This is a genomic window from Microvirga arsenatis (assembly GCF_009910705.1).
Taxonomy (GTDB): domain Bacteria; phylum Pseudomonadota; class Alphaproteobacteria; order Rhizobiales; family Beijerinckiaceae; genus Microvirga; species Microvirga arsenatis.
Map to the genome: position 1 here is coordinate 100,840 of NZ_JAAAXJ010000007.1, position 11,189 is coordinate 112,028.

General features: G+C 66.7%; 13 protein-coding genes and 1 riboswitch. Of the genes, 6 read left to right on the forward strand and 7 right to left on the reverse strand.

The genetic code is table 11. From position 1 onward, the window contains the following. Nucleotides 1-25 precede the first annotated feature (25 nt). Nucleotides 26-610 carry a hypothetical protein gene (locus GR303_RS14515; protein ID WP_161722967.1) on the forward strand — a complete coding sequence of 195 codons (585 nt, stop codon included), beginning with the start codon at nt 26-28 and terminating at the stop codon, nt 608-610. A 3-nt stretch (nt 611-613) separates the two neighbouring features. On the opposite strand, the gene GR303_RS14520 is transcribed toward GR303_RS14515, so the two are convergent. Further along, nucleotides 614-1,918 carry a hemolysin family protein gene (locus GR303_RS14520; protein WP_161722968.1) on the reverse strand — a complete coding sequence of 435 codons (1,305 nt, stop codon included), beginning with the start codon at nt 1,916-1,918 and terminating at the stop codon, nt 614-616. Nucleotides 1,919-2,079: 161 nt separating this feature from the next. Continuing rightward, nucleotides 2,080-2,169: riboswitch (glycine riboswitch) on the forward strand. A gap of 156 nt (nt 2,170-2,325) precedes the next feature. On the opposite strand from GR303_RS14520, the gene gcvT reads away from it, so the two are divergent. From gcvT to gcvPB, 5 genes are all read left to right on the forward strand, one after another. Continuing rightward, the gene (gcvT, locus tag GR303_RS14525; RefSeq protein ID WP_161722969.1) at nt 2,326-3,468 is read left to right on the forward strand and encodes a glycine cleavage system aminomethyltransferase GcvT; all 1,143 of its coding nucleotides are present in this window, start codon (nt 2,326-2,328) and stop codon (nt 3,466-3,468) included. 25 nt (nt 3,469-3,493) lie between these two features. Then, nucleotides 3,494-3,868: a glycine cleavage system protein GcvH gene (gene gcvH / locus GR303_RS14530; protein ID WP_161722970.1), complete on the forward strand. Its 375-nt coding sequence runs from the start codon at nt 3,494-3,496 to the stop codon at nt 3,866-3,868. Nucleotides 3,869-4,030: 162 nt separating this feature from the next. Further along, nucleotides 4,031-4,507, forward strand: a complete 477-nt coding sequence (locus GR303_RS14535) for an OsmC family protein (protein WP_161722971.1) — start codon at nt 4,031-4,033, stop codon at nt 4,505-4,507. Nucleotides 4,508-4,524: 17 nt separating this feature from the next. Beyond that, on the forward strand, nt 4,525-5,865 hold the full coding sequence (gene gcvPA, locus GR303_RS14540) for an aminomethyl-transferring glycine dehydrogenase subunit GcvPA (protein ID WP_161722972.1): 1,341 nt from the start codon (nt 4,525-4,527) through the stop codon (nt 5,863-5,865). A 65-nt stretch (nt 5,866-5,930) separates the two neighbouring features. After that, a complete protein-coding gene (gcvPB, locus tag GR303_RS14545) occupies nt 5,931-7,520 on the forward strand; it encodes an aminomethyl-transferring glycine dehydrogenase subunit GcvPB (protein WP_425487104.1) in 1,590 nt (529 codons plus the stop codon). A 172-nt stretch (nt 7,521-7,692) separates the two neighbouring features. On the opposite strand, the gene GR303_RS14550 is transcribed toward gcvPB, so the two are convergent. From GR303_RS14550 to GR303_RS14575, 6 genes are all read right to left on the reverse strand, one after another. Next, complete coding sequence (locus GR303_RS14550) at nt 7,693-8,343, reverse strand: HAD family hydrolase (protein ID WP_161722973.1); 651 nt, start codon at nt 8,341-8,343, stop codon at nt 7,693-7,695. 65 nt (nt 8,344-8,408) lie between these two features. Further along, nucleotides 8,409-8,894, reverse strand: a complete 486-nt coding sequence (locus tag GR303_RS14555; RefSeq protein ID WP_161722974.1) for a F0F1 ATP synthase subunit B family protein — start codon at nt 8,892-8,894, stop codon at nt 8,409-8,411. A gap of 12 nt (nt 8,895-8,906) precedes the next feature. Then, on the reverse strand, nt 8,907-9,455 hold the full coding sequence (locus GR303_RS14560) for a F0F1 ATP synthase subunit B family protein (RefSeq protein WP_161722975.1): 549 nt from the start codon (nt 9,453-9,455) through the stop codon (nt 8,907-8,909). Between the two features lie 230 nt (nt 9,456-9,685). Beyond that, a complete protein-coding gene (locus GR303_RS14565) occupies nt 9,686-9,910 on the reverse strand; it encodes a F0F1 ATP synthase subunit C (protein WP_036357820.1) in 225 nt (74 codons plus the stop codon). Nucleotides 9,911-9,964: 54 nt separating this feature from the next. Beyond that, the gene (locus GR303_RS14570; protein ID WP_161722976.1) at nt 9,965-10,693 is read right to left on the reverse strand and encodes a F0F1 ATP synthase subunit A; all 729 of its coding nucleotides are present in this window, start codon (nt 10,691-10,693) and stop codon (nt 9,965-9,967) included. A gap of 60 nt (nt 10,694-10,753) precedes the next feature. Then, entirely contained in the window at nt 10,754-11,125 is a 372-nt protein-coding gene (locus GR303_RS14575; protein WP_161722977.1) for an AtpZ/AtpI family protein, read from the reverse strand. Between the last annotated feature and the right edge of the window lie 64 nt (nt 11,126-11,189).

Below are 11,189 nucleotides of genomic sequence, written 5' to 3' on the forward strand. Positions count from 1 at the left end.
CAGGTTAGAAGGTGGGGGAACATCGATGAGGATGGAGTGGGGCCGCAAGGCCGGATGGACGTTCGCCGTGCTCGGCCTGTCGGCCTTGACCGGCTGCAGCGGGGCGCCGGGCGAGAGAGGCTTCGGCTTGGGCGACATGCTGCTCACCGCGGGCACGACCCTTCCGCCGGCCCAGGCGGCCGCGATCGGGGAGGTCTATTGTCCCACCGTGGATATCGTGGACGGCGGCTCGGCCCTGCAGGTCCGCGGCGGCGGTGAGGACGGCTCCATCCGCAGCCAGGTCGCCCTCGGCGAGGTCGCCCGCGAGTGCATCGGCCAGCTGGACGGCTCGACCCTGGTCAAGGTCGGCGTCGAGGCAAGGGCGCTCCTCGGCGTCGGCGGCTCCTCCGGACGCTTCGACGTCCCGGTTCAGATCGTGGTCAAGGACGGCTCGACCGTCTTCGCCAACCGCTCGCGGCGCGTGGCGGCCGTCATTCCCGCGGGCCAGAGCCAGACCACCGTCTCGGTGATCGAGGAGGGCATCGTGGTTCCGGCCGCCTATGCCAACAGCTTCGAGATCGAGGTCGGGCTCGGCGGCCGGGCCGCCCCGGCCGGACGGCGGCGCAGCTAAGCTTCAGGAGAGCACGGCCGCGCCCGTCCGCTGATTGAGGGGGGCGGCCAGCACCTTGTCGATGCGGCGCTCGTCGAGGTCCACCACCTCGAAGCGCCAGCCGAGGGTCTCCACGTGCTCGCCCGTGGCGGGCAGGTGCTGCAGCTCGCTGATCACCAGGCCGCCGACCGTGTGGTAGCTGCGGTTCTCGGGCAGCGCGACACCCAGGATCTCGGCCATTTCGTCCACCGGCATGGACCCTGCGAGCAGCCAGGAGCCGTCCTCCCGCCGCACGGCGTCCGCTTCCGTTGCCTCGCCGCCGGAGCGGAAGGCGCCCACGATGGCCTCGAGCGCGTCGGCCGGGGTCACCACCCCTTCGAAATGACCGTACTCGTCGTGGACGAGGGCCATGGGCACCGCGGCGTCGCGCAGAATGGCCAGGGCGTCGAGGGCGTCGAGGGTGTCCGGAATGACGGGGGCTGCCTGCAGATGCCTGCGGATGTCGAGCGGCTGGCCGGAGAGCATGGCCGCCAGAAGCTCCCGCGACTGGACGACGCCCACGATGTTGTCGGGCGTGCCCTCGCTCACCGGCAGGCGCGAATGCGGGGTCTCGATCAGCACCTGGCGGATCGCCTCCTCGCCATCCTCCATGTCGATCCAGTCCACGTCCGTGCGCGGCGTCATGAGCCCGCGCACCGTCCGGTCTCCGAGGCGGAGCACGCCGGCGATCATGCGCCGCTCCTCCTCCTCGATCACGCCGGCGCTCTCGGCCTCGCCGACGAGCATCTTGATCTCCTCTTCCGTCACCGTCGCGCCGTCGTCGGACTTGGTGCCGAACAGGCTGAAAATGAAGCTGGTGGAGGCGTTCAGGAGCCAGACGGCGGGGGCTGCGGCCTTGGACAGGACCAGCATCATCGGGGCCATGGCGCACGCGATGCCCTCCGGATGCCGAAGGGCAAGCTGCTTGGGCACGAGCTCGCCGATCACGATGGAGAGATAGGTGATGATGCCGATGACGAGGCCGTAGCCCAGGGGCTCGGCCGCGCCGTCGGGCATGCCCTGGCTTTCGAAGAATCCCGTCAGCCTGGCGCCGAGCGCCGCGCCCGAGAAGGCGCCGGCCAGGATGCCGACCAGGGTGATGCCGATCTGGACCGTGGAGAGGAAGCGGCCCGAATCCTCCATGAGGGTCAGGGCCGTGCTGGCGCCCGAGCGCCCCTGCTCGGCCATGGCCTTCAGGCGGGGCCTGCGGGCGGAGACGATGGCAAGTTCGGAAAGGGCGAAGACGCCGTTGAGGGCGACGAGAGCGATGGCGATGATCAGTTCGAGCAACGATGCCAGGAGCTGCCGACCGGATCAGGCCGCGCTTTCCCCTTCTGTGACAGATGGCCCTAAGATGGAGCCTGGCAGGCCCCGCGTCAATTAAAGGGTGAACAGGGCTGCCCTGCTTTGTTGACAGGACCGCAATTCCTCTTCAGAGCTAGACCCAGCCGATGATCCCCGCGGAAGAGACCGGACGACCGTCCGGCGCCGAAGGCGCAACCGCCCCGGAAACGCTCAGGCCAAAGGACCGCGCGGGAGCTGGCACTCTGGAAAGCGGCGACGTTTGAAAACGTCGTCCACCGACGGGCGTAACCTTGGGCTTCGGCCTAAGGGAAATCTCTCAGGTCTCGGGACAGAGGGGGCGCAAAGAGGCGGGCCGCAGGGCTCGTTGGAACGCGCACCTTTGAGGGACACCGATGGCCGAGCCAGTGCACAGCGACGAGCCGCTCCTGACAACTCCGCTCCATGCCGAGCACGTGGCGCTCGGCGCCCGCATGGTGCCCTTCGCCGGCTACGACATGCCGGTGCAGTATCCCACCGGCATCCTGACCGAGCACAACTGGACCCGCGAGCATGCGGGGCTGTTCGACGTGTCGCATATGGGCCAGGCGGCCCTCGGCGGGCCGGATCACGAAACCACGGCCCGCGCGCTCGAGGCGCTGATCCCGGCCGACATCGTCAACCTCAAGCCCGGCCAGCAGCGCTATTCGCAGCTTTTGGACGAGAATGGCGGCATCCTCGACGACCTGATGGTGACGCGCCCCACCACCGATGAGGAGAAGGGCTACATCTATCTCGTCGTCAACGCCTCCATGAAGGAGGCGGACTATGCCCACATCCAGGCGCGGCTGCCGCAGGGCGTGACGCTCGTGCGCGGCGACGACCGGGCTCTGCTCGCGCTCCAGGGCCCTTCCGCCGAAGGCGTGCTGGCCCGCCTCGGCAGCGGCGCCGTGAACCTGAGCTTCATGATGTCCGGGTGGTTCGAGATCGCAGGCCTGCGCTGCCACGTCTCCCGGTCCGGCTACACGGGAGAGGATGGGTTCGAAATTTCCGTCAAGTCCGATGATGCCGTCGCATTGTGGCGCGCGCTCCTCGCCGATCCCGATGTGAAGCCCATCGGTCTCGGCGCGCGCGACTCGCTGCGCCTCGAAGCGGGCCTGTGCCTCTACGGCCACGACATCGACCCCACCACCTCGCCCATCGAGGCCGGCCTCACCTGGTCGATCCAGAAGCGCCGCCGCGAGGAGGGGGGCTTTCCCGGTGCCGCGCGCATCCAGCGCGAGCTGAAGGAGGGTCCGGCCCGCGTGCGGGTCGGCATCCGGCCGGAGGGCCGCGCGCCGGCCCGCGAGGGCACCGTGATCACCACGCCCGACGGGCGCGAGGTCGGCATCGTCACCTCCGGCGGCTTCGGCCCCACGGTCAACGGCCCGGTCGCCATGGGCTATGTGGCCAGGGACGTCTCCTCTGTCGGAACGGACCTTCATCTGATCGTTCGCGGCAAGCCGCTGCCCGCCAAGGTCGCGGCCATGCCGTTCGCACCCCATCGCTACAAGCGCTGACATCACCATCAAGAGGGAATTCATCATGACCACGCGCTACACCAAGGATCACGAATACATCCGCGTCGAAGGCGATGCCGGCATCGTCGGCATCTCCGACTATGCCCAGGGCCAGCTCGGCGACGTGGTGTTCGTGGAGCTGCCGAGCGTCGGCAAGACCCTGTCGAAGGGCGACGAGGCGGCCGTCGTCGAGAGCGTGAAGGCCGCGAGCGAGGTCTATGCGCCCGTCTCCGGCGAGGTCGTCGAGGTCAACAGCGAGCTCGAATCCTCTCCCGGCACCGTCAACGAGGATCCGGCCGGCCGCGGCTGGTTCATGAAGATCCGCCTCACGGATCCGAGCGAGCTCGACGGCCTCATGACCGAAGAGCAGTACCAGGAATTCGTGAAGTCGATCTCGTGACGTCACGCGTTCAACCAAACTCTGGCCTCATCCTGAGGAGCCCACGCAGTGGGCGTCTCGAAGGAGGGTCCAGAGAGCACTGGAGGCGCCTCGCCCTTCGAGACGGACCTGGCGGTCCTCCTCAGGGTGAGGCTCAGTTGGATATCTAAGTCAGGCACGACGATGGCGCACGAATATAGGGCGACGATCCGCTGGAGGCGGGGAGAGGACGAGATCTTCTCCGACAACCGCTACAGCCGCGGACACGTCTGGAGCTTCGATGGAGGCGTCACGGTTCCCGGCTCCGCATCGCCCTCCGTCGTGCCGCTGCCGCTCTCCCGGGAGGATGCGGTCGATCCGGAAGAAGCCTTCGTCGCTGCGGTGTCGAGCTGCCACATGCTCACCTTCCTGTCGATCGCCGCCAAGAAGCGCTTTGTCGTCGATCTTTACGAGGACAAAGCGCTCGGCATCATGACGAAGAACGCGAACGGCAAGCTGTTCGTCTCCAAGGTTACCCTGGATCCCAAGATCGAATTCTCGGGCGACAGAGTTCCGACGCCCGAGCAGATCGCCGACATGCATCACCTCGCCCACAAGGAATGCTTCATCGCCAACTCCGTGCTCACGGAGATCGTGGTGGCGGGCATTCCCTCGCACTAGCCCAAGGTTTTCAGCCGATGCGTTATTTGCCCCTCTCCGACACCGACCGCAGCGAGATGCTCGCGCGGATCGGCGTCAAGCATGTCGATGAGCTGTTCGCCGACGTGCCGAAGAGCCTGCTCCTGAAGGAGCCGGTGGATCTGCCGCGCCGCAAGGGCGAGCTGGAGGTGGAGCGGATCCTCTCCCGCATGTCCGCCAAGAACATCCCGGCCTCGAGCGTGCCGTTCTTCGTCGGCGCCGGCGCCTACAAGCACCATGTGCCGGCGACCGTCGATCACCTGATCCAGCGCTCCGAATTCCTGACGAGCTACACGCCGTATCAGCCGGAGATCGCCCAAGGCACGCTGCAGTACCTCTTCGAGTTCCAGACTCAAGTGGCCGCGCTCACCGGCATGGAGGTGGCGAACGCCTCCATGTATGACGGCTCCACCGGCACGGGCGAGGCGGTGCTCATGGCGCACCGGGTCACCAAGCGCCGCAAGGCGGTGCTCTCGGGCGGCCTGCACCCGCATTACGCCGACGTGGTGCGGACGCTCTCGGAGATGTCGAGCGACGAGGTCGTCACCATGGCCCCGGACGTGGACGCCGCCGAGGACATCCTCTCGCAGATCGACGACAGCACCTCCTGCGTGGTCGTGCAGTCGCCGGACGTGTTCGGCAACGTGCGGGATCTCAAGCCCATCGCCGACAAGGCGCACCAGCACGGCGCGCTGCTGATCGCCGTGTTCACGGAGGCCGTCTCGCTGGGCCTGCTCAAGTCGCCCGGCAGCATGGGAGCCGACATCGTGGTGGGCGAGGGCCAGTCCATCGGCAATGCGCTGAATTTCGGTGGGCCCTATGTCGGCCTCTTCGCCACGCAGTCGAAGTTCATCCGCCAGATGCCGGGCCGCCTCTGCGGCGAGACGGTGGACGCGGACGGCAATCGCGGCTTCGTGCTCACGCTCTCGACGCGCGAGCAGCATATCCGCCGCGACAAGGCGACCTCGAACATCTGCACCAATTCGGGCCTCTGCTCGCTTGCCTTCACCATCCACATGACCCTGCTCGGGGAGAAGGGCCTCACACGCCTGGCGCGCATCAACCATGCCAATGCAGTGAAGCTGGCCGATCAGCTGGCCTCCGTGAAGGGCGTCGAGGTTCTCAACAAGACGTTCTTCAACGAGTTCACCGTGAAGCTCGCCAAGCCCGCGGCCGAAGTCGTCGAACGCTTGGTCGAGAAGGGCGTGCTCGCGGGCGTGCCCGTGTCGCGTCTCCTGCCTGGCGCCGGCCTCGACAACCTGTTGCTCGTGGCCTCCACCGAAGTGAACACCGATGATGATCGCGCGGCCCTGTGCGCCGCCTTGAAGGAGGTTCTGTGATGTTGAACCGCCAGGGACGCCCCACCGCTCCGCAGGCTCATGGCGTGTCCGATCCGGCCGCCGGCATGGGCGATCAGGCCGCGCGCCTGCAGGGTGACGACACCCGCGCCCGCGGCTCCTCCGCAGGCACTCACCCGACCTTCACCGGCAACAAGGCGCTGGCGCAGATCGAGCCGCTGCTCTTCGAGATCGGCCGCTACGACACCACCGGCGTCGACCTCGACGAGCCGGAGGATTTCAAGCCCCGCCTCGGCGGGCTGGAGCGCAAGGAGCCCATCGGCCTGCCGGGTCTCTCCGAGCCGGAGACCATGCGCCACTATGTGCGCCTCAGCCAGCAGAACTATGGCATCGACACCGGTCTGTTCCCGCTCGGCTCCTGCACCATGAAGCACAATGCGCGCCTCAACGAGCGCATGGCGCGCCTGCCGGGCTTCTCGGACGTGCATCCGCTGCAGCCGGTCTCCACCGTGCAGGGCGCGCTGGAACTGATGAACGAGCTCGGCCGCTATCTCATTACCCTCACCAACATGACCGCCGTGGCGCTCTCGCCGAAGGCCGGCGCCCATGGCGAGCTCTGCGGCATGATGGCGATCAAGGCCGCCATCGAGGCGAAGGGCGAAGGCAAGACCCGCAACGTGGTGCTCGTGCCCGATTCGGCGCACGGCACCAATCCGGCCACCGCCGCTCTCATCGGCTTCAAGGTGAAGCCGGTGCCGGCCCGCGAAGACGGCTGGGTGCATGTGGAGGACGTGAAGGAGCGCCTCGGCCCCGACGTGGCTGCGATCATGCTCACGAACCCCAATACCTGCGGTCTCTTCGAGCCCCAGGTGGCGGAGATCGCCAAGGCGATCCACGATGCGGGCGCGTATTTCTACTGCGACGGCGCCAACTTCAACGCCATCGTGGGCAAGGCGAAGCCGGGCGATCTCGGCGTCGATGCCATGCACATCAACCTGCACAAGACCTTCTCGACGCCGCATGGCGGCGGCGGCCCGGGCTCCGGCCCGGTGGTGCTCTCCGAGCGTCTCGCAGCCTTCGCGCCGGTGCCGTTCGTGCGGGCCGGCAAGGATGGCAGCTTCGAGCTGGTCGAGCAGAACAATGAGGCCGGCGGCACTGCCGCCCCGTTCGGCCGCATGACGGCCTTCCACGGCCAGATGGGCATGTATGTGCGCGCCCTGTCCTACATGCTCTCGCATGGTTCGGACGGCATGAAGCAGGCTTCCGAGGACGCCGTGCTCAACGCCAACTACATCCGCGCCGGCCTCGCCGACCTCATGTCGCTGCCCTTCGGCAACAAGCCCTGCATGCACGAGGTGCTGTTCGACGATGCGTGGCTCAAGGACACGGGCGTGACCACGCTCGATGTGGCGAAGGCCATGATCGACGAGGGCTACCACCCGATGACCATGTACTTCCCGCTGGTGGTGCATGGGGCCATGCTGATCGAGCCGACGGAGTCGGAATCGAAGGCGTCGCTCGATCTCTTCATCGCGACCCTGCGCGACCTCGCCATGGCCGCCAAGAACGGCGACAGGGAGCGCTTCACCGGCGCGCCCTACCACGCCCCGCGCCGCCGCCTCGACGAGACCCGCGCCGCCCGCAACCCGGTCCTCAAGTGGACGCCGCCGGCGCCTGTGGCGGAAGCGGCGGAGTAGGGCTCCTTAAACTGCAAATGCCCGGCCAAGTGCCGGGCATTTTCCTTTGTTTCGAACTGAAATTATCATCCCGGGCTGCGGAGCAGAACCCGAGATCGTTCGACGAAAATGGCGTCCAATACTGAACGCAATCCCGGATCTTGGCTGTGGTCCGTCCGGAATGACGCAGTCGTCACTTGAGAACCTGCACGGCGCTTGTCAAATCCGTCATCCGTTCAATGATCGTGTGAGCCCCTGCCTGCCGCAGCTTCTCCGCGTGATCCGGCCCGCAATGGGCGCCTCCGGCGAAGCCGATCACGCGCATGCCTGCGGCCAGCGCCCCTTGAACTCCTGCGGCCGAGTCTTCGATCACGATGCAATCCCCCGGACTTGCGTCCATTTGCGCGGCGGCATGGAGGAACAGGTCTGGGGCCGGCTTGCCGCGGGCAACCTGCGTGGCGCTGAAGACGTGGTCGAACAGATCCGCCAGTCCCGTGATGCGCAGCGACAGGGCAATGCGCTCGGGCGTGGAGGAGGAGGCCACGCAGCGCGGATAGGGGAGGGAGAGGATCGCCTCGCGCACGCCCTCGATCGGCTTCAGGCTCGTCTCGAACTTCGCGAAAAGAGCGCTGTCGATCTGCGTGCCGAGATCGGCGGGAAGCGTGCATCGATGCTCCGCCTCGAGGCGCGCAACCATGTCCTTGAAGCTGACGCCGACGAATTTGCGCGCCACATCCTCGGCCGAATAGGGCAGCCCGATCCGGGTGAGGACCTCGGCATCGACCGCGCAGGCCAGCGCTTCCGAATCGACCAGGACTCCGTCGCAGTCGAAGATCAGCAGCATGATGCTCTCCAGCAAAAAGGCCGCCTCGGAGGGCGGCCTTCGGGATCTTGGATGGTGCGAAGCCCCTACTGCAGCTTCGTGCGCACGTCGTTGAGGCTCGACGTGACGAGCGAGGCGGCGGCGGCGCCGGTGATCTCGTCCCGCAGGACGCGCTCGGAGGCCTTGATGGCGGCGTCGACGGCGGCGGCGCGGACTTCAGCGGAAGCCTGGGCCTCGGCCTGGGCGATCTTTGCCTCCGCAGTCGCGGTGCGGCGCTTCACGAAGTCGGCCATCTTCTCCTGGGCCTCGGCGGCGAGGCGCTCGGCCTCGGCGCGGGCATTGGAGACGATGTCGGCGGCCTCGCGCTCCGCGGCCTCGCGCTTCGCCTCGTATTCCTTGAGGAGGCGCTCGGCGTCCTGGCGCAGGCGCTTGGCCTCGGCGAGCTCGTCGGCGATCCGCTTGCCGCGGGAATCGAGCTGGTTCATCACCTTGCCCGGAACGCCGAGATAGAACATCAGGCCCCAGAAGATGACGAAGGCAACCGCAACCCAGAAAGTGGTGTTCTCTAACATGCGACCTCCCGATCAGGCCTTGATCTGGTTGAGAGCGGCTTCGACCTTCTGCGGGGCCGGAGCCTTGCCGGTGAGGCGCTCGATGATGGCGGAAGCCGTGTCGCGGGCGATGGCGTCCACGTGGCTCATGGCCTCGGCCTTCTTGGCGGAAATGGTGGCTTCGGCTTCGGCGAGGCGCTTGTTGAGGTCAGCCTCGAGAGCCTTGCGCTTGGCGTCGCTCTCGGCGGAGAGCTTCGAGCGGGTCTCCTGGGCCAGGGCCTGCGCGCGGGCCTTCGCCTCGGCGAGCGCCTTCTCGTAGGCCGTGCCGGCCTCTTCTGCGCGGGCCTTCATGGCCGCCGCCTCGTCGAGATCGCCGGCAATCATGGTGCGGCGGTTCTCGATGATCCCGCTCAGGCGCGGGAGGACCAGCCGGGAGAGCAGGGTGTAGAGCACCACGAATGTGATCGCCAGCCAGAGGAGCTGGCCGCCGAAGGTCTCCGTCGCGAAGGGCGGGAACCCGACGTCTGCGTGCGCGCCGCCGTGGGCCTCGGTTGTGGCGTTGGTCGTTTGAGCCTGAGCCATGGAGCAGATCCTGAATGAGGTTCCTGGCATCGGCCCCAAAAGTGGAATGCACTTTTGGGACTCGGCCGATGCCTATCCCTGAACTGGCGCATCGTTGAAGGCGGAAAACCGGTTGCCGCTTGTCCGCACGATGCGCCGGAAACATGAATGACGGCGGTTCGATCCGCCGTCACCCCTGTCGAGGCGAAGCGCGCGAGGCGCGCCTCAGCCTCCCGATCACCGTCGTTGGATTAGGTGAAGAGCAGGACGAGAGCGACGACGAGGCAGAAGATACCGAGACCTTCCGCGAGCGCCGCGCCGATGAAGGCGCGAGCGAACTGGCTGTCGGCCGCCGACGGGTTGCGCAGGGCGCCCGAGAGGAAGTTGCCGAAGATGTTGCCCACGCCCATAGCGGCGAGACCCATGCCAATGCAGGCGAGGCCCGCGCCGAGGAACTTGAAAGCAATCGGATCCATTGTGATCTCCTTGGGGATTCGTGATCGGGAGGGTAGGTGTAACTCAGCGCAGACCTAGTGCCCCGGGTGCAGCGCGTCGTTCAGGTAGATGCAGGTCAACACCGTGAAGACGTAGGCCTGCAGAGCGGCGACGAGGAACTCGAGCGCCATGAGAGCAACCGCCATGAGAAGCGGCAGCGGAGCGAGGATCGTCAGGGCTCCGCCGGCGCCGAGCAGCGCCACCACGAAGCCGGCGAAAACCTTCAGCGCGATGTGCCCCGCGAGCATGTTCGCGAAGAGACGCAAGGACAGCGAGATCGGGCGGGACAGGAAGGAGATGAGCTCGATCACCACGATGAAGGGCAGAAGCCAGCCCGGCACGCCCGACGGCACGAAGAGGCCGAGGAAGTGGGTGCCGTGCTTGACGAAGCCGTAGATCACGACGGTGCCGATCACGAGCATCGCCAGCGCGAAGGTGACGATGATGTGGCTGGTGACCGTGAAGAAGCCCGGGATCATCCCGAGCAGGTTCGCCGTCAGCACGAACATGAAGAGCGAGAAGACGAGGGGGAAGAACTTCATCCCCTCCTTGCCCGTGGCATCGACCAGCGTGTTCGCCACGAAGTCGTGCAGCACCTCGGCCACCGACTGGGCGCGGCCCGGAACGACGGCGCGCTTGCGCGTGGCATAGAGAAGGCCGCCCACGATGACGGCGGCGGCGCCGATCATGAACAGCGACGAATTGGTGAAGTTGATGACCGGAATGATGGGCTTGATCTGGAATTGTTCGATCGGGCTCGCCATGATCCGCTCTCAAAAGTTCGCTGTTGTCCAATGCCGTGCGGCGTTCGTAAGCCTGGTCCGTCAGCGCTTGTCGTCATACCGGGCGGGCTTCACCACCCCGGCCGCTCGCATCAGATTGAGCATCCCGGCGCAGAAGCCGAGTATGAGACAAACGATCAGACCCCAAGGGGAAGATCCGAGCAGATAGTCGACGATCCAACCCAGGATCCCGCCGGCCGCAACCCCTGCAACGAATTCGGCCGAGAGCCTGAAGGCCTGGCCGATGGCGCTGGAATTGGACGTCGGGCGGGCGCGAGGTTCCGACTCGGCCCGATGAGCGGATGCTTGGGAGATCCGCGCGTCGAGCGACTTCAGTCTCGCTGACAGGTCGGCATCGTCGGTGCTGCCCGTCTTCCGTTCATCCTCGCCGTTCCGCTCATGAGGGTCCGCCATCGCGATCTCCTGTCAAGCGTTGCGGGAAAATGCCTGGAAGCTCAGCCCCGAAAGCCGGGCGCAC